Below are 19159 nucleotides of genomic sequence, written 5' to 3'. Positions count from 1 at the left end.
TGAAAACATCGAACACGACCAGAAAATCCGCGTCGGCAACGAACGGCATGACACCGTTGAAGCCAACGTGTTGAGCGAGTTCAAGGTTGAAGAACACCGGATTACCCATTTGGGTCGCATCAGTGAGATGCGCGCGGATGATCACCTGACGGTGGGTGTGACGCAGCATGTGAAGGTGGGGACTGGGCAGTTTGTTGAGGCCGGGACGGAGATTCACTATCACGCGGGTGAGAAGGTAGTGATTGAGGGTGGCATGGAACTCACCGCCAAGGCTGGCGGGAGTTTTGTGAAGGTTGATGCGGGTGGTGTCACGATTAGCGGCGCTGAGGTGAAGGTGAATACCGGTGGTGCGCCGGGGGTGGGGGCAGGGATTGGGATTCTGACGCCTTTGATTCCAGGGCTCGCGGCGGTGGACGCCGCCGGCAGACTGATGGATACGGCCAAAGCCAATCCGACGTGGCTTGAACTAAATTTGCATTACGACAACCTTGAGCCTGTCCCTGGTGCCTCTTACCGCGTTGAGTTTGCAGATGGTTCAACTCGCGAAGGTGTGCTGGACAATGACGGTTTTGCCCGCCTTGAGGACGTCCCGAAAGGCCCGGCCAAGGTTTATTACGGTGAGGACCCGCGGCCATTCACCCGTGAAAGCGTGGCGGTCGTGCAGAACTCGGATGAAAAGGTTAACGAAGACCTGCGCAAACTCGGGCTCGACCCGAATCAGGTCGATTTACAGGCACTGGTGGAGAAAGCCGCAGGGAGGCTGACATGAGCGAGGCAGTAGCTGAAAGCGCAAACGACGGTGGCCAAGACCGTAGCGCCGCCTATCAAGAGGCTGCAGTTGAACTGGCGAAAGGTATCGCGCTGGGCGCAGTGCCGTTTCTGGGACAGGCCATTGACGCCTACGACACCATCGAATCCTCCATCGTCCTCTACAACGCAGAGTCGACCGATGGCAAGGAAGATGCGCAATTCGACCTGCTGATGGCCGTCATCGGCTGGATCCCCGGTCCCGGCGACGGCCTGAAAAAGAGCCTGCGAATCGTCAACAAAGACCCACAACGCTACGCCCCGGTGTTGTTCGACCTGCTGCGCTTCGTTCTGCAAGAGTGCGGCATCAAAACCAGCCCGGAAGAACTGCTCAAGCAGATATTCGACGCCGGCAAGCTGCGCGCCGAACTCGACGGAATCATCACCGGCGTAAAAGGCTCTTCGACTTTTCAAAGCCTGCCCAACTGGGCAAAGACCTCAGTCGTCACCGTCCTTGCCGCCTCCCGCGACAACATGCCGGCCATGGTCGCAATTGTTGAAAAGCGCTTGGTCAAATGGAAAGGCATGCAGCGCAACAGCTCTGCTGCCTCCTCCGGTTCAAGCCATCCGAAAAAAGCGGAAAAACCTGCGAACAAAGATGCCGCCGTTGCAGCCAAAGGCACAGACGGTGCCAGTGGCACTCACTCCAATCAGGTCGAAGCCTCCAAAGTTGGTCTTCAGGCTCCTTCCAGCATTTTGAACGAGGGCTTGGGTGTCAGCGGCGAGCACATCGCCGACTACATCTGTGCCGTGGAGTTTGGCTGGGGCAAGGACTGGGATGGACACGACAAGGGCGCTGACGGTAAGTGGCTTGAGGGAGTGCCAAGCGCAAGCAAGTTGGGGAAACTTTCGGCGGGCGGCAGTCCCAAGGCCAAACATATGTTGTACAAGCTCACGGACGGTGCTAACGGCACCGGGATAGACGCGGTTTGGCGGGCTAATCCCGCAAACAATGGCGGCGAAAAGTTCGCCATTGTGGAGGCAAAGGCAAGCCGTGATGAAGATGCACCGAAGTTCATGCGGAAACTGAATAATACGAGAAAGCCAGGGGTCGCATCGAAGTTAGGTGTTTCTGGGCTCACGGAACCGAGTGAACTCATAGAACCTGCCGAAAACGCCGAACCCACAGCCATCGCTGCAACCAAGAGAAAAATCAACAAAGGCAAGAAACAAACTCACGCCCAAAAAAGTGAGAAACCTACAACTAAAAAAATGAAAAGAATACTCGTGCAGATGAGTGACGAATGGATTGAGGAAAATCTGGAGAAAGCGGTATCGGGATATTCGCTACAACTGCAAGTAGCTGGCTCGTATAGTCGCCATTTGTTTTACACCCCTCTCTACCACATCAGCTCCAGCCCTAAGGAACACGCTAGCGCTCGCCTTAACAATACAAACGAATCGACTCATGAAAACCATAAAGCGTTCCACTATTCGGAAGTTGAAGTGAAGAGTTTTGTCAATAAACGTAAAAAATCATTAACAAAGAAGTATGGCGTAATAAATTCGCTTAAGCTAGAGGTGTAAAAAAAATGACTAAAAGACAAAAATTCTTTAGCGAAGCTCATTATAAAAACTTTTTACGAGAGCACGACGAAGCAACTGAGCTTCTGAAAACCACTATATTCAAATCCGACACTCCAGAAGGCGAACAAACAATCCGCGCGAGATTTATTCAGCGTTTGACACTTCGCAAGTTGACCGCGACTTATACGGCGGGAGAAGAGATTCAGTCTTTGATTCCCCTCCTTGAAAATTTAGTTGAAAAGTATTAGCTTAGGCAGGCCACGCTAGCGAAATCTGAAAACCTACCCGAAATATCACCGTTAGCCATTGATGATTGGGTGCATGAATATGAAGAATGCGTGCAAGTTATCAGTCTATGTATTTTGCTTCATCGCACAGACCTCCTTAAGCGATTCGTAGGACTGCTCGACAATGCGGGATATGCCGGTGACGACACACTATATGAAGACTTGCTCTGCAAAATCCTGCCTGACCGAACAGATGTAGATCAGTGGTATCACGAGGTTTATTCTCTTCTAATTCAAGCGATTTATGCAGATACAGGAGAAGAAGCTTCGGACCTTCTCAAGAAATTCTGTAGCCAATGGTATCCAGCTTTCAAACAGGCCCCTTGGCATGACACCCACCTTCAGGGAGAGGAAGGAAACTATGTTGGATACTGGGCTTTCGAGGCTGGCGCCGTTGCGTTTCTATACGGTATTGACGACAGCAAAATAAACCACATGGTTTATCCAAAGGATCTAGTCGAATACGCACGCACCTATCAGCCAACCAATAATTCTCAAGTGTCGCGAATCGACGGCGGCCAAGCCTGCAGTAAAGCTGGTTACTGGTTTACTCCTGCAAAAACTGACTCAAGACAACATTTCCAGCAAGGCGAGATTATGCCAAGATTCAGTGATTCCAAATGGGGCGAAACTATCTGGTACTGGTCTGGCGAAGAGTAACCATTGCCGCATCTCTCGGTTATGATCCGGGCTGTTGATAAGCGCTTGGTCAAATGAGCAGCTGTCTGACTGAATTCTCAATTTCTATATAACATCGCTTTGTAAAATGACACAGGGAACATTGATGTCGCTGACTATGAATAGCTCGAATGAACGACGACGGAAACGCCGATCTTCAGCAATCGTAATTCTGATTCTCGCGGTATTTTTCGTGGGACTATATATTTACAGCAAAACCCGAATATCCGGCACTGCTCTCACCTCCCACAATTATATGAACAGGCCAGTAGGTAGCTATTGGGTAAATGACAACTGGGGAGGAAATGGTGGCGTGACCTGTTGCTCGAAGATGTCCGGCGACACTGCGAAGGTAGTTTGGATCCTGAGCATGTCGAAAGCTCAGGAGGATCAAGGAATGAAAATAGAAAGACATGAAGAACTAATGCCTATGCCAAAGCGCAAGGCTGGGGACGACACGCTGCATGTTTACTTTCTTCCCGGTAATAAAATAGAGCTCACGTGGTCTGCAACTACGCTTGATAAAAACTCATTCCGCGAAAATACGACTAAAAGCAACCGTGAATAGCGCAGCTCATATTCACCGCGGTTAACCCAGCCTTAACGCCACAGTCAGAGACTCCATACCACCGCACACCCTCAGCTCTGCCCCGCTGAAGCCCAGTGCGGCAGGCTCGCCCGGCTTCTTGCCCGGGCGCCTATCCGTTACGCTGGAGTCCTCTCATGAACATTTGTCCCTTCCTGCTCACCGCCACCCTCGCCTGCTGCTCATACGCCGCACTGGCCCAAGCCAACGACACCTCCGCCACATCTAATCAAACACCCTACCAATACGGCATGCCACTGCACGTGGCGAAGGTACTTTCGCTAACCGAACCGCCGACCCTGAAATGCAAAGTCATCACTGCCGACATGAAATACATCGACGACACCGGCAAGCCCGCACAAATCAGCTACAGGAAATTGTCTGACGCATGCAGTCAGCAGAACTGACAGACGATTCTGAATTTCCGGTTGGCCGTAGGCATGGGGTGGTTTCGGCGGGTATGCTCGGGGCCTTCACTACTGCCGCAAGGATTGGCCATGCAGTTGTCGTTCCGCACGTTGTCGAGCTTCACTTCAATCCTGTGTTTGCTGCTGGCGCTGGTCTGGGGATTTTTTCCAGAGGTGTTGCTGGCGATCTGGAGTATCGGTTATTCGGATGGCACCGGCGTAGTCGCTCGGCGCAGCGCGGTGCTGTTTGCGGCGTTGGGGGTGATGTTTTATTTGCTGCGCAATGCTCCGCCCTCAGCAGCACGCAGTGCACTGAGCAATGGTTTCATCGTTGGCTGTTTCGGTTTGGCGGCGTTGGGTTTTGGCGAATGGCTCAATGGCCATGTCGGCCCCGGGATTTTGCTCGCGGTGCTGGTCGAGTTCGCGCTGGGCCTTGGTTTTGTACAGGCCCGGCGCGTGACGGTCGAACTGGGTGAACCGGTCGGTTAAACGGCTCGAGAACGAGCGCTGGTTTGATGTGTACTGGTTTGCTGAGCGAGATCTGAACGCAGGCCTGCGACCAGATTGTTGATTTCACGGCAGCTGTTCAATCGGCTGGCGTCGATTCCGCTGACGTAGAGATCGGCTTGGTCGGTTCGATGGTCGCCAAATACTTTGACGGACATCGACAAGTCGGGTGACAGCGTGCACTGGCAGCGTTTCGGCAGGAAGCTGCTTTCAATGATGTTGCGTAGTTCCAAGGCAGATAAAAACATGGCGAACCCTCTCCTTTCTGTGCGATTGCCAATCAAGTATTCACGCTGACCCTTTGCTGCGCCTTCGCGGGTGTGCCCCCGCTGTTTCCTTGGTGCGGCAAGTGGTGGTACTGCGAAATGCCCATTGGAGTGTAGGCGCCCAAATCCGGTGCGCCTCACCGAGAGCACGCATAAAACGTGCCTTTGATCGGTTCGTTTTGCTTCCTTCAAAATCAAGCACTTGGAAAAGTGGCCAGTATCCTGCTATTTGCAAAATGCATGAACCGACCATCCGTCCCCTGCAATCTGCAATCTCTGAGCGAATTTGCTTTCGAAGTCTATGACGGCAAGAATGTCTCCCATTGCAATTCAACCCGCACGGAGGCTTCCATGAATTCCTTACGCATTTGCGCGATCACTGGCCTGTTGATCGCCAACCTTGCCACCCTCGCCCACGCCGCCAAGCTCGAAGACGTGGCGCCGTATCCCAAAGCCGAAGCCGGGTTTACCCGACAGGTCATCCATCTGCCCAAGCAAGAGCAGGAAGAGAATTTCCAGGTTGAAATTCTCGCTGGCAAAACTCTGGAAGTGGATTGCAACCGTCAACGTCTGGGCGGTGTTCTCGACGAAAAGAACCTGCAAGGCTGGGGCTATCCGTTCTATCGCCTGGAAAAGGTCATCGGCCCGATGAGCACGATGATGGCCTGCCCACCCGGCAGTCAGAAAAAACGAGCTTTCGTTCCGGTCGTCGGTGACGGCTTCATGTTGCGTTACAACAGCAAATTGCCAGTCGTGGTGTACGCGCCTTCGGACGTCGAAGTGCGCTATCGCATCTGGTCGGCGTCGGACAAAGTCGGCACCGCCCTGCAGGAATAACCGGAGCCCAGCCCTTGATTACTTGCCACGTCAGATATGTGATCGATCCTTATCAGTTGGCCGCGTTCGAGGCTTATGCCATAGCCTGGCTCGACATTGTTGAGCGTTTGGGCGGCACCCATCACGGCTACTTTCTGCCATCCGAGGGCGCGAGCAACATCGCTTACTGCCTGTTCAGCTTCCCGTCGCTGGCCGATTACGAAAGCTATCGGCATATCGCAATGACCGACTCGGAAAGCACCGCATTGGTAGCCGATCTGGTCGAGAAGAAATTCATTGTCAGTTACGAGCGCACGTTTCTGCGCCCGTTGCTGCCCTGATCAACATCACGCCGGCACGCCGCAAGCAGCGGCGCGCTCGGCAACATGGCGCAGGCTGTCGAAGTTGATGTTCGCCCCTGAATCGATGGCGATGAGAATCTGACCGCGAACGCCACTGCGCGCGACGTACTGCTTGATCCCCGCTACTGCCAGGGCACCGGATGGCTCGGTGATCGAACGGGTATCGTCGTAGATGTTCTTGATCGCGGCGCAGAGTTCATCGTTGCTGACCGTGATCACTTCATCTACGCAGAAGTGGCAAACTTCGAAGCCATATGCGCCGATCTGCGCCACTGCCACACCATCGGCGAAAGTACCAACGCTGGGCAAAACCACACGCTCATCCGCGCGCAAAGCCGCCTGCAGGCAGGCCGAATGCTCAGACTCAACGCCGATGATCCGCACTTCCGGACGCAAATATTTGACGTAAGCCGCGATGCCGGCGATCAAGCCGCCGCCGCCAACCGGGATGAAAACGGCGTCCAGCGCGCCTTGATGCTGCCGCAGGATCTCCATGGCCACGGTTCCTTGGCCGGCGATCACGTCTGGGTCATCGAACGGTGAAACGAACGTGCACCCCGTCTGCTCGGCCAATTGCAGCGCATGAGCCAAGGCAAACGGGAAGCTCTCGCCGTGCAGCAATGCTTTAGCACCGCGACTGCGCACGCCCAGTACTTTGAGCTCAGGAGTAGTGGACGGCATGACGATCGTCGCGGCAATGTTCAACTCCCGCGCCGCCAGCGCTACACCTTGCGCATGATTACCTGCCGATGCAGTGATTACTCCCCGAGCTTTCTGCTCATCGCTCAGTTGCACGAGCTTGTTGTAGGCACCACGAATTTTGAAAGAGAACGTCGGTTGCAGATCTTCGCGCTTGAGCAGAACCCGGTTGCCCAGTACTTCCGACAACGCCGGCGCCGACTGCAATGGTGTACGCAGCGCAATGTCGTAAACCGGCGCAGCCAGGATCTTTTTCACGTAGTGCTCAAGCAGTGCTTGCTGGTCGGGGCTGTGCGGCATGGTCGTCTCCTGACATTTTTCAGTACCCCGGAGACAGAAAGTAAAAACCCGCCTCTAGGGCGGGTTGGGTGCTGCAGTCGTGAGCTAGCCCGCCAAATGAGGAATGGCGGTAATAATGCTTGGCTGGCAGCGCGATACGATGAAAGTCATGGGCTGGAAATTAGCCTGCCGGCGGATGACAAGTCAATGGTCAATTGTGCGTCGCGCCGGTAGGCTGGCGATTCTGCTCATCACACCAAGGAAGGAAAGCATGATGCCCATCGCCCTGCCTCTCAGCGCTTTGCTCGCGTTCAGCGGCTACACCGTTTCGGTAATGCTCCAGGCTGAACAATCCCTGATTGACTTCGGCATCAGCCTTATGTCGCGGCCAGACACCGCGCAGGTGGTGATCGATCTGTATCTGCTGGCGACGCTCGCCGGGGTGTGGATGGTCAAGGACGCCAAGGGTCGCGGCCGATCGGTCTGGTCTGTGTTGCCGTATTTGCTGCTGACGGCAGTGTTCGTTTCGATAGGGCCGCTGTTGTATCTGGTGGTTCGCGGGATCCGAGACCGGCGCGAATCAGGCACGAAGGCGTCCGCCTGGCCCCACAAATTTGAATCTTCCGAATGACTGAACAGTCACTGCAAAAGAGCACAACAACTTCCGCTCCAAGCCGATGAAAGTGGAGATTGACCATGAATATCCGTCAAATGTTGTTCGCCGTCCCGCTGCTGGTCGCCGCCCTGTCCAGCCCTGCTGTTTTCGCCGTCGATGAAAGCGACGCCGTGAAAAAGCCTGAGTGTCCGAAAGGCCAGGTCTGGGACAGTAAAACCCAGCAGTGCGTATTGCAGACCAGCGGCTGACAGGAGCCCTGCTAGACTGGCCAAGGTTTTTATTCTCAGGAAGATCTCCCTGTGCCAATTTCGTCCCGCGCTGCATTACTGGTTATCGACGTTCAGAACGATTTCATTCCCGGCGGCCGATTACCGGTGCCTGAAGGTCAGCGAATTGTGCCGCTGATCAACCGGCTCGCGCGCCAGTTCAAGCAAGTCGTGATTGCACAGGACTGGCACCCGAGTGGGCACATCTCGTTTGCATCCAGTCATCCCGGACGGCAGCCCTACGAGGTCATCCAATTGCCCTACGGCCCACAGACGCTGTGGCCCGAGCATTGTGTACAAGCCAGCGCCGGCGCCGAGTTGCATCCAGAACTGGATTTACCGCACGCGCAATTGATCATCCGCAAGGGCTGCAACCCCGACATCGACAGCTACTCGGCCTTTCTCGAAGCGGACCGAAGTACCACCACCGGGCTTGCCGGCTATTTGAAAGAGCGTGGCGTGGACACCGTTTATATGGTTGGCCTGGCCCTGGATTTCTGTGTGATGTTTTCGGCGCTGGACGCGCGGGCGGCGGGCTTCAATGCCTGTGTGGTGGTGGATGCTTGTCGGGCAATTGATCTGGACGGTTCGCTTGCGGCCGCCATTACGCGGATGCAAGAGGCCGGCGTCAGCCTGATTCAATCATCTGATATCCGTTAGGAGATTCAGGCCGTGGCCGGCAACCACAGCCTGAATCGCGCTCCACCCAAGGGCGAGCTTTCAACGGTCAACGTACCGTCCTGCGCTTCGAGCGCGCGACGGCTGATCGCCAGGCCAAGGCCGAAACCACCTGTCGCGCGATCACGGCTGCGATCAAGTCGATAGAAGGGTTCAAAGATCCGCTCGCGCTCGTCGTCGGGAATGCCGATGCCGTCATCGTCGACCCAGATTTCACAACCACCGGCGATGACCTGCACGCCAATCTGAATGCGTTTTTCGCAATAGCGCATGGCGTTGCGCAACAGGTTCTGAATGGCCCGGGCAGTCAGGCGCGGATCCAGTGCAAATCGTTCGAGCTGACCGTGCAGCAGAACGTCAATAATAATGTCTGGCGATTCCAGCTCCTCGTCGACACTGCCAAGAATGCTGTCGATAAACTCGTCCAGCGACACCTCGATGCGCTCGGGCGATTGTGCCGGGTTCTGCAAGCGGCTGTAGGAAAGCAATTCCAGCACCAATTCATCCAGCTCACGGATATGCGCGACCAGGCTCTGCAAACGCTCGCGGCTGGCGGCGGGCAGGTCTTCGGACAACGCCAGGGCCAGGCCAAAATCCAGACGCGTCAGCGGTGTACGCAGCTCGTGGGAAACAGCGTTGAGCAGATCGCGTTGCTGGTTGAGCAGGTTTTCGATATCGCCCGCCATGGTGTCGAACACGTTGGCCAGGCTGCCAATGTTCGAACTCGGCGCGATTTTGGTCCGCTCGCTCAAATGGCCTTTGCCGAAGCGTTCGGCGGTGCCTTTCAAGCGCTCAAGATCGCGCCAGTGCGGCCGCAGCCAGAGCAACAGGCAGCCAAGCAACATGGCGCCGATCAGCACATTGATGCTCCAGTACAACAGATCGACGTCAACCGGATCGGGCGGCACGACCATGCGCACGGCCATGTCCGCATTCAACGGAGTCACCGCCAGCGTCCGCCAGCCCCAGTCGCCGATGCGCACGACGTTTTCACCACGGTGCAGACGTTCCTGCTCGATGGGCGTAAACGCCGGGTCAGCAATTGGCGTCAGGACGATGTGCAACGGTTGGAATTCCTTGTCCATCGCCGCAGCAATCGCCGGCCACTGCTCTTGCGGCGCGGCATGGAACTGCTTGGTGATCAGCGACTGCAGACCTCGGGAAAACTCCAGGTTGTAGGTGACGAATCGATCGCGAAAGACCATCACCACCAGATCCGGCACCAGATAGATCGCCGCGCTATAGGAGACGATCGTCACCAGATACAGGCGAAACAGGATGCGAAACATCAGCTCAGCATTCCCACTCGGAGCGGCTGAAAAGATAGCCCTTGCCCCACACAGTCTTGATCTTGCGCGCCTCGCCGGCGTGATCATCGAACTTGCGCCGCAGTTTGGAAATCGCCACATCCACCGAGCGGTCCGTGCCGTTGAATTCGATACCGCGCAGGCGCTGCAGAATCTGATCGCGACTCAACACTTCGCCGGCATGCCGGGCCAGCACTACGAGCAAATTGTATTCGCCGCTGGACAGCTCAACCGCTTGATCGCGCCAGGTCACGGTGCGCTCGGACAGATCAATGCACAGATTGCCCATGACAATGCGGTCATTGACCGCCAGCGGTTCGCCGAGGCTGCTACGCCGCAACAACGTGCGCACCCGCGCCAGCAGCACCCGGGGCTCGCAGGGTTTGGTGACGTAGTCGTCAGCGCCCATTTCCAGGCCCAGCACCTGATCATGACTGTCATCGCGAGCCGTCAGCATGAGGATCGGCAGCGTCGCCGAATCAGCCCGCAACAAGCGGCACACTTGCAAACCATCGAGGCCCGGCAACATGAGGTCGAGAATAACCAGATCCGGCGGACTGATGCGCGCCCGCTCGCGCACATGGTCGCCACGGCCAATGACGCTGACGGAATAGCCGTTGCGCTCCAGATAGCTGGAGATCAGTTCGGCGAGGGCGGTGTCGTCTTCGACCAGGAGGATATTGGGCATGGGGTGTTCCACATATTGCTGTGGTGAATGTCAGACCGCTTTCGCGAGCAAGCTCGCTCCCACATGGGTTTTGCATTGTTCGCAAACACATCTGGCAGCGCGAAAGTGGTTTAACCGTCACAAAAGAATTCAAGGACCGCAGGATATACGCCCCCGCCCGCTCCTGAGCAAAACCCTTACACAATTTCACACAGCAGCTACAAAGCTTCACCGCTAACCTCCCCGACTGGCCGTAGGATGCGGCCTTCAATATTGGGGGTTGTACATGTCTGGAAAATTGCTGGCCGGGCTCGGCCTGATCGCATTGGCGCTGACGCTGAGCGCGTGTGATTCGTCCTCGAATGCCGAAGAGCAAGCATCACCGGCCACGGTTCGCGTGGAGACCGTCAAAACCCAGCCGCTATCGATCAGCAGCGAGTTGAGCGGGCGCATCGCCGCGCCACGGATGGCCGAAGTGCGTGCGCGAGTCGCCGGTGTGGTGTTGCAGCGCACCTACCGCGAAGGCAGCGACGTGAAAAAGGGTGACGTGCTGTTCCGCATCGACCCGGCGCCGTTCAAGGCCGATCTGGACAGCGCAGAAGCTGCGCTGCGCAAAGCCGAGGCCAACGCCTTCCAGGCAAAACTGCAAGAGCAACGCTATGCGCAGTTGATCGAGGACCAGGCCATCAGCGGTCAGGACTACGACAACGCCCGCGCCGCTGCCCGCCAGACTGCCGCCGACGTCGCCGCCAGCAAGGCAGCGCTGGAACGGGCGAAGCTGAACCTCGGTTATGCCACCGTCACCGCGCCGATCTCAGGGCGTATCGGTCGCGCGCTGGTCACCGAAGGTGCGCTGGTCGGACAGAACGAAACCACGCCGCTGGCGCTGATACAGCAACTCGACCCGATCCATGCCGACCTGACCCAATCGACGCGAGAACTCAATGAACTGCGACGTGCGTTCCGTTCCGGGCAGTTGCAGCAAGTCGGCCAGGATCAGGCCAAGGCCACGCTGATTGAGGATGACGGCAGTCTGTATCCCTTGCCCGGCAAGCTGCTGTTCAGCGACATCACCGTCGATCCGGGCACGGGTCAGATCATCCTTCGCAGCGAATTTCCCAATCCGGATCTTGACCTGCTGCCGGGCAGTTTCATCCGCGTTCGCCTTGAGCAGGCAACCATCCAGAACGGCATCACCGTGCCGCAACGCGCAGTGCAGCGTGACAGCGCCGGCATTGCTCAAGTGCTGACCGTCGATGAGCAAATGCGCGTGGCGCAGCAACCGGTGCAACTGGGTGCAGTGCAGAACAATCGCTGGATCGTCACCGGCGGCCTGAAGCCCGGCGATCGTATCGTCATCGAAGGCCTGCAACACGCCCGTCCCGGGGAAAAAGTACAGATCGACGAAACCCCTCTTCCACTTGCCCAGAACGCTGGTCAGTAAGCAGGACGCTCTTTTATGCCGCAGTTCTTTATCGACCGCCCGGTGTTCGCCTGGGTAGTCGCCCTGTTCATCCTGTTGGCCGGTGCGCTGGCCATTCCGCAGTTGCCGATCGCGCAATACCCCGACGTCGCACCGCCGCAAATCGAAATCTATGCTGTCTACCCCGGCGCCTCGGCGCAGACCGTCGATGAAAGCGTGGTCAGCCTGATCGAGGAAGAGCTCAACGGCGCTGACCACCTGCTCTATTTCGAATCGCAAAGCAGCCTCGGTAGCGCGACGATCAAAGCAACGTTCCAACCGGGTACCAATCCCGAGCTGGCGCAGGTCGATGTACAGAACCGCCTCAAGGTGGTCGAGTCGCGCCTGCCGCAAGCGGTCAATCAACAGGGTTTGCAGGTGGAGAAAGTCTCTTCCGGTTTCCTGTTGCTGATCACCCTGACCTCCAGCGACGGCAAACTTGATGACGTGGCGCTCAGCGATTATCTGGCGCGCAACGTGATGAACGAGATCAAACGTCTGGACGGGGTCGGCAAAGCGCAGCTGTACGGCGCCGAGCGAGCCATGCGCATCTGGATCGATCCGCAGAAGCTCATCGCCTTCAACCTGACGCCGGCTGATGTCAATGAAGCCATCGTCGCGCAGAACGCGCAGGTCTCGGCCGGCAGCATCGGCGACCTGCCGTCACCTTCGACGCAGGAAATCACCGCGACGATTCTGGTCAAAGGCCAATTGTCGACACCGCAGGAATTCGCCGACATCGTGCTCAAGGCCAATCGCGACGGCTCCACGGTGCGCATCGGTGATGTTGCGAGGGTCGAGATCGGTAGTCAGGATTACCAGTTCGGCACCCGTCTGAACGGCAAGCCATCTACCGCCGTCGGCGTGCAACTGTCACCGGGCGCGAACGCACTGAACACTGCCACGCTGGTGCGGGCGAAGATGGATGAACTGGCGCGCTACTTCCCGGCCGGCGTGGAATACAAGATCCCTTACGACACTTCGCCGTTCGTCAAAGTCTCGATCACCAAAGTGATCTATACCCTCGGCGAAGCGATGCTGCTGGTGTTTGCGGTGATGTTCCTGTTCCTGCAGAACGTGCGCTACACCCTGATCCCGACACTGGTGGTGCCGGTGGCGTTGATGGGCACTTTTGCGACCATGCTGGCGCTGGGCTTCTCGATCAACGTATTGACCATGTTTGGCATGGTATTGGCCATCGGCATTCTGGTGGATGACGCCATCGTTGTGGTGGAGAACGTCGAGCGCATCATGGCCAGCGAGGGCTTGTCGCCCAAGGACGCCACGCGCAAGGCGATGACGCAGATAACCGGGGCGATCATCGGCATCACCCTGGTGCTGGTTGCGGTGTTTATTCCGATGGCCTTCATGCAGGGTTCGGTCGGGGTCATTTATCAGCAGTTCTCACTGTCGATGGCCACCTCGATTCTGTTCTCGGCATTCCTCGCCCTGACCTTGACGCCAGCGCTGTGTGCGACATTGCTCAAACCCATTGCCAAGGGCGAGCACCACGAAAAGTCCGGTTTCTTTGGCTGGTTCAATCGCCGTTTCGAGCGGTTGACCGATCGCTACCAGGGTTGGGTCGGGTACGCGCTCAAGCGCACCGGTCGCTACTTGCTGATTTACGTCGTCCTGCTGATTGGACTCGGAATCTGTTTCGCGCGCCTGCCCTCTTCGTTTCTGCCGACCGAAGATCAGGGCTACACCATCACCGATATCCAGCTGCCGCCCGGCGCGACCAAGAACCGTACCGTGCAAGTGGCTGAACAGCTCGAAGCGCATAACGCCGGTGAGCCGGGAATCAGTGACAGCGTGGTCATTCTCGGATTCAGCTTTTCCGGTAGCGGGCAAAACGCAGCGCTGGCGTTTTCGACACTCAAGGATTGGTCTGAACGTGGCAGTGACGATGCCGCCAGCTCGATTGCCGACCGCGCCAATGCTGCCCTGAGCCAGATCAAGGACGCCATGGCCTTTTCGGTGCAACCGCCGCCGGTGGATGGCCTCGGCACTTCCAGCGGTTTCGAGTTTCGCCTGCAGGATCGCGGCGGTCTGGGGCATGCGACGTTGATGCAAGCGCGCACGGAACTGCTCGCCGCTGCGGAGAAAAGTCCGGTATTGATGAACGTCCGTGAAAGCGCCCTGGCCGAAGCGCCGCAAGTGCAGTTGATCGTCGACCGCAAGCAGGCGAATGCCCTGGGTGTGTCGTTTGCCGACATCGGCAATGTCCTGTCCACGGCGGTGGGTTCCAGCTACATCAACGATTTTCCCAATCAGGGCCGCATGCAGCGCGTGGTCGTGCAAGCCGAAGGCGATCAGCGCAGTCAGGTAGATGATTTGCTGAAAATGCACGTGCGCAATAACGCCGGGAACATGGTGCCGCTGTCGGCTTTCGTTCAGGCCAACTGGATACAAGGGCCTGCGCAGTTGACCCGATACAACGGCTACCCGGCCATTGCGATCTCCGGCGAACCGTCGCCGGGGCACAGCACCGGTGAGGCCATGGCCGAAGTCGAGCGTCTGGTAGCGCTGGGGCCTAAAGGCCTGGGCCAGGAGTGGACCGGTCTGTCGCTGCAGGAGCGCCTGTCCGGCAATCAGGCGCCAATTCTGCTGGGCCTGTCGTTGCTGGTGGTGTTCCTGTGTCTGGCGGCGTTGTACGAGAGCTGGTCGATTCCGACCTCGGTGTTGCTGGTGGTGCCCTTGGGCGTACTGGGCGCGGTGTTGGCGGTGACGCTGCGCGGAATGCCCAACGATGTGTTTTTCAAGGTTGGCCTGATCACCATCATTGGCCTGTCGGCGAAGAACGCGATTCTGATTATCGAGTTCGCCAAGAGCCTGTATGACGAGGGGCACGACCTGATCGACGCGACCTTGCAGGCAGCGCGCTTGCGGTTGCGGCCGATCGTGATGACCTCGCTGGCGTTCATTCTCGGCGTGGTGCCGTTGGCCATTGCCACCGGCGCCAGCTCGGCAAGTCAGCAAGCGATCGGCACAGGTGTGATTGGCGGGATGATTACGGCGACGCTGGCGATTATCTTCGTGCCGGTATTCTTCGTCGTAGTCATGAAGCTCGTTCAACGATTTACCAAATAGCACTGATCCAATTGTAGGAGCGGCCGAAGGCCGCGATCTTTTGACTCTGCTTTTAGAAGATCAAAAGATCGCGGCCTTCGGCCGCTCCTACAAAAGCCGGATCGCCTGCGCTATGGTGCGCTGACAGTTCACCAACGTGAGTCACCATGCGCTTCCTCGCCCGCACCCACCCTCGCCTTTCCGCTGCCGCCCTGCTCGGTCTTGCCACCGGTCTGCTGGCCCCTGCCGATTCCATCGTCAGCAAAATCCTCAGCGGCTGGAACGCGGGTGTCTGGACTTATCTGATCCTGATGCTCTGGCTGACCGTGCGCGCCAAGGCACCGGACGTCAAACGCATCGCTGAAGTCGAAGACGAGAACGCCGGCCTGGTGCTGTTCGTGGTGTGCATTGCCGCGCTGGCGAGCCTGGCCACCATTACCCTCGAACTGGCCGGCAGCAAGGACCTGGATAGCAGCCAGAAACTGCTGCATTACGCGTTCACCGCACTAACGGTGATCGGTTCATGGCTGCTGATTGGTGTGATTTTCTGCGTGCACTACGCCAGATTGTTTTACACCTGGGACGGCAAGGAGCCGGCACTGCGTTTCGCCGAAGGGCTGACTACGCCCAATTACTGGGATTTCCTGTACTTCTCCTTCACCATCGGCGTCGCTGTGCAAACTTCGGATGTAGGCGTCGCAACGCGGGGCATGCGCAAAATCGTCCTGGCGCAGTCGCTGATCGGCTTTGTGTTCAACACTGCGATTCTGGGTTTTTCCATCAATATCGCCGCCGGTTTGTTTGGTTAGCGAATCACCCGTCCGTCGGTATCAGATGCCGCCCGGGTGATCATTTACTTGACGACAGATTTGTTTCTGGTGTTTCCTGAAACCGGTTTCAGAGCAGCCATTGCTCCTAAACCTATAAATCCAATAACAAGGTTTCAGCCTGTGAACGACTTTTCCGCCGCCCAGCGCAGCCGCGTGACGATGCTTGATGTTGCCGAACGCGCTGGCGTGTCAAAGGCCAGTGTCTCGCGCTTTATCGGCGATGACCGCGCGCTGCTCTCCGATGCAATCGCCTTGCGCATCGAGCAGGCCATAAACGAACTCGGCTACAGCCCCAACCAAATGGCCCGTGGCTTGAAGCGCGGGCGTACGCGCCTGATCGGCATGCTGGTCGCCGATATCCGCAACCCTTATTCGATTGCCGTGATGCACGGGGTGGAAACCGCCTGCCGTGCGCACGGCTACAGTCTGGTGGTGTGCAACACCGATCGCGATGACGAGCAGGAGCGCCAGCATCTGGCGCTCCTGCGCTCGTACAACATCGAGGGGCTGATCGTGAACACGCTGGGCCACCATCGTGACGAATTGCACGAGCTGCGCCGCGAGATGCCGCTGGTGCTGGTGGATCGCAAGGTCAAAGGCATCGACAGCGACATGGTCGGGTTGAACAACCCGCAAGCGGTTGAGATGGCACTCGCACACCTTGAACAGCGTGGCTATCGGGATCTTCTGCTGGTCACCGAACCATTTGACGGCACCAGTTCGCGGGTCGAGCGGGTCAGCAGTTTTCAGGCGCAGATCGCTCAGCGCTCAGGGTTAACCGGGGCAGTTGTTGAAACTGATGATGATCTGGCGAGCCAACTTCAGACGTTCATGAACAACACCAATGCCGGGCCGAAAGCGCTGTTTTGCGCCAATGGTGTGGCAGCGTTAGCCGCGACGACGGCGTTGCACCAAATGGGTTGCCGGTTGTTCGAGGATGTCGGGCTCATCGCCCTGGATGATCTCGACTGGTACCCGTTGGTGAGTAGCGGGATTACTGCGCTGGCGCAGCCTACACAGGAAATTGGCGCGCGAGCGTTTGAGTGTCTGCTCAAGCGTTTGCGTGGGGATGATGCGGCGGCACGGGTGGTGGATTTCGCACCGTTGCTGATCGAGCGGGGCTCGACCCGAGGAGTTGATGTCTGAACTGCTCGCGAATGCGCAGGGACAACACAGAAACACCTGATATTTTTTTGAACAAAAATGAAACCGGTTTCAGAGGTCGATAACAATGAATAAACCAGCCGTTTCCATCAGTCTGTCCAGCTACGGTGCCGAGGTCGTGCGCCAGCGTGGACAGGATGCTTTTGTCGACATTCTCGCGGCCGCCGGCGCCAATCGCATCGAGTGGCGCGAAGAGTTGCTGACCCGCGAAGACCCGGCGCAACTGGCTCAGGCCACTCGGGCGCAAGGCTTGCAAAGTATCTATTCCTCGCCCACAGAACTGTGGCTGGCAGGGCAAGCGCAACCGAATCCCGAATTGATGACCGCACTTCAACAAGCCCAGACGTTCGGGTCGAAATGGCTGAAAGTCTCGCTCGGCTACTTCACTGACAACTCTGACTTGCAAGCGCTGGCCGAGCGACTCCAGCAGAGCCCGGTGCATCTGCTGGTGGAGAACGACCAGACTTTGCACGGCGGACGCATTGAGCCGTTTCAGCGTTTCTTCGCCGCCGTCGAGCAGCACGACCTGCCGATCAAAATGACCTTCGACATTGGCAACTGGCACTGGCAGGACCAGTCAGCCGCCAGCGCCGCACGCGCGCTCGGCCGGCACGTCGGTTATGTGCATTGCAAAGCCGTGGCCCGCCGCGCCGACGGCAAACTGGTCGCCGTGCCACCGGCCATCAGGGACCTGCATCTGTGGGAACAACTGCTGCGGCACATGGACCAAGGCGTTATGCGCGCCGCCGAATACCCGCTACAAGGCGATGACCTGGTGCAACTGACCCGTGAACACGTCGCCGCCCTCGCCCGCCTCGGTCAATCGCGCCTGGAGCCTGCTCATGTCTGAGATCGATATTCTTTCCTTTGGGGAAACCATGGCGATGCTGGTCGCCGAGCAGACCGGCGATCTGGCGCAGGTCGAGCACTTTCACAAACGCATTGCCGGAGCCGACAGCAATGTCGCGATCGGCTTGTCGCGTCTGGGTTTCAACGTCGCGTGGCTGAGCCGGGTCGGGAATGATTCGCTCGGGCGCTATGTGGTCGAGACGCTGATCAAAGAAGGTCTGGATTGCAGCCACGTCGAAGTCGATGAAAACCGTCCCACCGGGTTCCAGTTCAAATCGCGCAACGACGATGGTAGCGACCCGCAGGTCGAGTATTTTCGGCGCGGCTCAGCGGCCAGTCATCTGTCGCCGCACTCCATCACCGACAGCCTGCTCAGCGCCCGCCATCTGCACGCCACCGGCATTCCACCGGCGCTGTCCGCTTCGGCGCGGGAAATGTCCTTGGAACTGATGACTCGGATGCGCAACGCCGGGCGTAGCGTGTCGTTCGACCCGAATCTACGCCCAAGCCTGTGGGCCAGCGAGGGCGAGATGATCCGCGAAGTCAACCGCCTCGCCGCTCTCGCCCACTGGGTGCTGCCGGGGTTGAGCGAAGGTCGTTTGCTCACCGGTTTCGACGACCCGGCGGACATCGCGGCGTTTTACCTGGACCAAGGCGCCGAAGCGGTAGCGATCAAGCTCGGGCCTGAAGGGGCTTATTACCGCACGCAGCTGGATCAGGGTTTCGTGGCTGGCGTGCCGGTGACAAATGTGGTCGATACGGTAGGCGCAGGCGATGGTTTTGCGGTGGGGATGATCAGCGCCCTGCTCGAGCATCAGAGCTTTGCCGAGGCCGTGCAGCGGGCGAACTGGATTGGCAGTCGCGCGGTGCAGAGTCGTGGCGATATGGAAGGGTTGCCCACTCGCCTGGAGTTAGCCGCTGAATTCGAGGCCGCTTTCGCGAGCAAGCCCGCTCCCACAGGTTTTGTGTACACATCGGACACTGTGGGAGCGAGCTTGCTCGCGAAGAGGCCAGCCTAGTCACCGCAAAT

Annotated in this window: 18 protein-coding genes and 3 pseudogenes; 17 read left to right on the top strand and 4 right to left on the bottom strand. The window is 57.7% G+C overall.

Features of this window, described 5'->3' with window-relative positions:
* From CXF97_RS06420 to CXF97_RS06395, 6 genes and pseudogenes are all read left to right on the top strand, one after another.
* Positions 1–769, top strand: a pseudogene (locus CXF97_RS06420) (type VI secretion system tip protein VgrG); the annotation flags it as partial.
* Entirely contained in the window at positions 766–2334 is a 1569-nt protein-coding gene (locus CXF97_RS06415; RefSeq protein WP_178081152.1) for a hypothetical protein, read from the top strand. The pseudogene CXF97_RS06420 and the gene CXF97_RS06415, both read left to right, overlap by 4 nt.
* A 5-nt stretch (positions 2335–2339) precedes the next feature.
* Positions 2340–3281 (top strand): annotated as a pseudogene (locus CXF97_RS06410) (PoNe immunity protein domain-containing protein).
* 124 nt (positions 3282–3405) lie between these two features.
* Positions 3406–3867: a hypothetical protein gene (locus CXF97_RS28180; protein WP_178081151.1), complete on the top strand. Its 462-nt coding sequence runs from the start codon at positions 3406–3408 to the stop codon at positions 3865–3867.
* Between the two features lie 155 nt (positions 3868–4022).
* Positions 4023–4292, top strand: a complete 270-nt coding sequence (locus CXF97_RS06400) for a DUF2790 domain-containing protein (protein WP_101157273.1) — start codon at positions 4023–4025, stop codon at positions 4290–4292.
* 90 nt (positions 4293–4382) lie between these two features.
* A complete protein-coding gene (locus CXF97_RS06395) occupies positions 4383–4781 on the top strand; it encodes a hypothetical protein (RefSeq protein ID WP_101157271.1) in 399 nt (132 codons plus the stop codon).
* Here CXF97_RS06395 and CXF97_RS06390 read toward each other — a convergent pair.
* The gene (locus CXF97_RS06390) at positions 4778–5047 is read right to left on the bottom strand and encodes a DUF1652 domain-containing protein (protein WP_101157269.1); all 270 of its coding nucleotides are present in this window, start codon (positions 5045–5047) and stop codon (positions 4778–4780) included. The genes CXF97_RS06395 and CXF97_RS06390 overlap by 4 nt on opposite strands.
* Positions 5048–5416: 369 nt before the next feature.
* Between CXF97_RS06390 and eco the strand changes: the two genes are divergently transcribed.
* Positions 5417–5902, top strand: a complete 486-nt coding sequence (gene eco, locus CXF97_RS06385) for a serine protease inhibitor ecotin (RefSeq protein ID WP_101157258.1) — start codon at positions 5417–5419, stop codon at positions 5900–5902.
* Between the two features lie 14 nt (positions 5903–5916).
* The gene (locus CXF97_RS06380) at positions 5917–6222 is read left to right on the top strand and encodes an NIPSNAP family protein (protein ID WP_101157256.1); all 306 of its coding nucleotides are present in this window, start codon (positions 5917–5919) and stop codon (positions 6220–6222) included.
* Positions 6223–6252: 30 nt separating this feature from the next.
* Here the strand turns inward: CXF97_RS06380 and ilvA are convergent.
* Positions 6253–7242: pseudogene (gene ilvA / locus CXF97_RS06375) on the bottom strand (threonine ammonia-lyase, biosynthetic); the annotation flags it as partial.
* A gap of 250 nt (positions 7243–7492) precedes the next feature.
* Here ilvA and CXF97_RS06370 point away from each other — a divergent pair.
* The 3 genes from CXF97_RS06370 (at position 7493) to pncA (ending at position 8763) form a co-directional block, all read left to right on the top strand.
* Positions 7493–7852, top strand: a complete 360-nt coding sequence (locus CXF97_RS06370) for a DUF2834 domain-containing protein (RefSeq protein ID WP_101157252.1) — start codon at positions 7493–7495, stop codon at positions 7850–7852.
* 65 nt (positions 7853–7917) lie between these two features.
* Entirely contained in the window at positions 7918–8085 is a 168-nt protein-coding gene (locus tag CXF97_RS27930) for a hypothetical protein (RefSeq protein WP_157830861.1), read from the top strand.
* A gap of 51 nt (positions 8086–8136) precedes the next feature.
* A complete protein-coding gene (pncA, locus tag CXF97_RS06365; protein WP_101157250.1) occupies positions 8137–8763 on the top strand; it encodes a bifunctional nicotinamidase/pyrazinamidase in 627 nt (208 codons plus the stop codon).
* A 5-nt stretch (positions 8764–8768) separates the two neighbouring features.
* Here pncA and CXF97_RS06360 read toward each other — a convergent pair whose 3' ends face one another.
* Together CXF97_RS06360 and CXF97_RS06355 are read right to left on the bottom strand one after the other, a co-directional pair.
* A complete protein-coding gene (locus CXF97_RS06360) occupies positions 8769–10070 on the bottom strand; it encodes an ATP-binding protein (RefSeq protein ID WP_101157248.1) in 1302 nt (433 codons plus the stop codon).
* 4 nt (positions 10071–10074) lie between these two features.
* A complete protein-coding gene (locus CXF97_RS06355) occupies positions 10075–10776 on the bottom strand; it encodes a response regulator transcription factor (RefSeq protein ID WP_016774890.1) in 702 nt (233 codons plus the stop codon).
* A 265-nt stretch (positions 10777–11041) separates the two neighbouring features.
* Between CXF97_RS06355 and CXF97_RS06350 the strand changes: the two genes are divergently transcribed.
* The 6 genes from CXF97_RS06350 to CXF97_RS06325 all read left to right on the top strand — a co-directional run bounded on the left by CXF97_RS06350 (position 11042) and on the right by CXF97_RS06325 (position 19148).
* Positions 11042–12199: an efflux RND transporter periplasmic adaptor subunit gene (locus tag CXF97_RS06350; RefSeq protein ID WP_101157246.1), complete on the top strand. Its 1158-nt coding sequence runs from the start codon at positions 11042–11044 to the stop codon at positions 12197–12199.
* Positions 12200–12214: 15 nt separating this feature from the next.
* Entirely contained in the window at positions 12215–15307 is a 3093-nt protein-coding gene (locus CXF97_RS06345) for an efflux RND transporter permease subunit (RefSeq protein ID WP_101157244.1), read from the top strand.
* A gap of 146 nt (positions 15308–15453) precedes the next feature.
* Positions 15454–16095, top strand: coding sequence for a DUF1345 domain-containing protein (locus tag CXF97_RS06340; RefSeq protein ID WP_101157242.1), 642 nt, complete (start codon positions 15454–15456; stop codon positions 16093–16095).
* Between the two features lie 141 nt (positions 16096–16236).
* Entirely contained in the window at positions 16237–17262 is a 1026-nt protein-coding gene (locus tag CXF97_RS06335) for a LacI family DNA-binding transcriptional regulator (protein ID WP_101157240.1), read from the top strand.
* Positions 17263–17347: 85 nt separating this feature from the next.
* On the top strand, positions 17348–18130 hold the full coding sequence (locus tag CXF97_RS06330) for a sugar phosphate isomerase/epimerase (RefSeq protein WP_101157238.1): 783 nt from the start codon (positions 17348–17350) through the stop codon (positions 18128–18130).
* Complete coding sequence (locus CXF97_RS06325; protein WP_101157236.1) at positions 18123–19148, top strand: sugar kinase; 1026 nt, start codon at positions 18123–18125, stop codon at positions 19146–19148. Before CXF97_RS06330 ends, CXF97_RS06325 begins: the two co-directional genes overlap by 8 nt.
* Positions 19149–19159 lie beyond the last annotated feature (11 nt).

It is taken from the genome of Pseudomonas sp. Choline-02u-1 (assembly GCF_002836515.1).
Classification (GTDB): Bacteria; Pseudomonadota; Gammaproteobacteria; order Pseudomonadales; family Pseudomonadaceae; genus Aquipseudomonas.
This window is presented reverse-complemented; position numbering and strand designations above follow the sequence as displayed.

Bases quoted from the DNA above. Each gene is read 5' to 3' on its own strand.
- CXF97_RS06415 (WP_178081152.1), top strand. From the start codon at position 766: ATGAGCGAGGCAGTAGCTGAAAGCGCAAACGACGGTGGCCAAGACCGT.
- CXF97_RS28180 (WP_178081151.1), top strand. From the start codon at position 3,406: ATGTCGCTGACTATGAATAGCTCGAATGAACGACGACGGAAACGCCGA.
- CXF97_RS06400 (WP_101157273.1), top strand. From the start codon at position 4,023: ATGAACATTTGTCCCTTCCTGCTCACCGCCACCCTCGCCTGCTGCTCA.
- CXF97_RS06395 (WP_101157271.1), top strand. From the start codon at position 4,383: ATGCAGTTGTCGTTCCGCACGTTGTCGAGCTTCACTTCAATCCTGTGT.
- CXF97_RS06390 (WP_101157269.1), bottom strand. From the start codon at position 5,047: ATGTTTTTATCTGCCTTGGAACTACGCAACATCATTGAAAGCAGCTTC.
- eco (WP_101157258.1), top strand. From the start codon at position 5,417: ATGAATTCCTTACGCATTTGCGCGATCACTGGCCTGTTGATCGCCAAC.
- CXF97_RS06370 (WP_101157252.1), top strand. From the start codon at position 7,493: ATGATGCCCATCGCCCTGCCTCTCAGCGCTTTGCTCGCGTTCAGCGGC.
- CXF97_RS27930 (WP_157830861.1), top strand. From the start codon at position 7,918: ATGAATATCCGTCAAATGTTGTTCGCCGTCCCGCTGCTGGTCGCCGCC.
- CXF97_RS06360 (WP_101157248.1), bottom strand. From the start codon at position 10,070: ATGTTTCGCATCCTGTTTCGCCTGTATCTGGTGACGATCGTCTCCTAT.
- CXF97_RS06355 (WP_016774890.1), bottom strand. From the start codon at position 10,776: ATGCCCAATATCCTCCTGGTCGAAGACGACACCGCCCTCGCCGAACTG.
- CXF97_RS06350 (WP_101157246.1), top strand. From the start codon at position 11,042: ATGTCTGGAAAATTGCTGGCCGGGCTCGGCCTGATCGCATTGGCGCTG.
- CXF97_RS06345 (WP_101157244.1), top strand. From the start codon at position 12,215: ATGCCGCAGTTCTTTATCGACCGCCCGGTGTTCGCCTGGGTAGTCGCC.
- CXF97_RS06340 (WP_101157242.1), top strand. From the start codon at position 15,454: ATGCGCTTCCTCGCCCGCACCCACCCTCGCCTTTCCGCTGCCGCCCTG.
- CXF97_RS06330 (WP_101157238.1), top strand. From the start codon at position 17,348: ATGAATAAACCAGCCGTTTCCATCAGTCTGTCCAGCTACGGTGCCGAG.
- CXF97_RS06325 (WP_101157236.1), top strand. From the start codon at position 18,123: ATGTCTGAGATCGATATTCTTTCCTTTGGGGAAACCATGGCGATGCTG.